Here is a 1,175-nt window from a genome sequence, read left to right as displayed (position 1 = left end):
TCTAGTGTGCCGTCTCACAAATAAAGCTCCTCATGCCTGTGAGACCATTGCCTCACGGGCTCGCTGTATCTTGTTCAAAATATCTTCCCCCTTGGCGTTCCAGACGTAGCGAGTCGGCTGCGCATTTCGCAGTGCCAGGAAGGTGGTGATCGAGCTTTCCAGTTCACGAACCGAACTGAAACTTCCGTCACGCAGGTACACCGTGATGTCGCGAAAGAAGCGTTCAACCATGTTCATCCACGAGCTGGAAGTCGGGGTGAAATGCATGTGGAAGCGTTTATGTTTTTCCAGCCAAGCCTTCACTTTTGGATGCTTGTGCGTGGCGTAGTTGTCGACGATCAAATGCAACTGAAGGTGCTTGGGCGTTTCGCGATTGATCTTCTTGAGAAACTCCAGCCATTCCTGATGCCGGTGTTGTCGCTCGATGGAACTGATCAAGCGTCCCTGAAGATAGTCCAGCGCTGTGAACAAGGTGACGGTGCCATGGCGGATATAATCGTGCGATTGCGTGCGGATATGACCGATCCCTAAAGGCAGTCCAGGCTGAGTGCGCTCCAGGGCCTGAACCTGGCTTTTTTCATCGCAACAGAGCACCAATGCCTTATCCGGCGGATCCAGATACAGCCCAATAACATCCCAGAATTTCTCTTCGAAGTTTGGATCGTTGGACAGTTTGAAGGTACGTGTCAGGTGCGGCTTTATGTCGTTGGCGGCCCATATGCGCTGGACGCTGGCCGGCGAGATACCGGCGACTCGCGCCATGCTTCGGCAGCTCCAGCGAGGTTGACCGATACGCGGTTGAGTGACTTGTTCAAGGGTTCGTTTCAATGCTTCGGCCGGCAAGGATGGCTTGCGACCGCGTCCGGGTAGATCCACCAGGCCTTGTAGACGCAGCTCTTGAAACCGCTTGCACCAACGGGTGACTGAAACAACGGAAAGACCGGTCAATTGGGCAATCTCGTTACGCGAACGACCTTGAGCCGCCAGAAAAATCACCCGCGCTCGACGACCGTCGCGCTGACTGATCGTGGCGGATCTTATGCGCCGACTCAGTTCAACTTGTTCGGCTTCACTGAGCACAATGTCCTGAAAATTCATATGATCGCTCCATGCACTGACTGACCACAGAAGCATAGCTCAGGCTGGAAACTTATTTCGGAGACAGGACACTAGGT

1 protein-coding gene is annotated in these 1,175 nt (G+C 53.8%); it reads right to left on the bottom strand.

All coding sequences use genetic code 11. The annotated features are described in order from the left end of the window. Positions 1 to 30: 30 nt before the first annotated feature. A complete protein-coding gene (locus MO767_RS30810; protein WP_282483616.1) occupies positions 31 to 1,098 on the bottom strand; it encodes an IS630 family transposase in 1,068 nt (355 codons plus the stop codon). Positions 1,099 to 1,175 lie beyond the last annotated feature (77 nt).

This window comes from Pseudomonas sp. UYIF39 (assembly GCF_029963765.1).
GTDB lineage: Bacteria > Pseudomonadota > Gammaproteobacteria > Pseudomonadales > Pseudomonadaceae > Aquipseudomonas.
This window is presented reverse-complemented; position numbering and strand designations above follow the sequence as displayed.

Coding starts and splice junctions, on each gene's coding strand:
- MO767_RS30810 (WP_282483616.1), bottom strand. CDS start 1,098: ATGAATTTTCAGGACATTGTGCTCAGTGAAGCCGAACAAGTTGAACTG.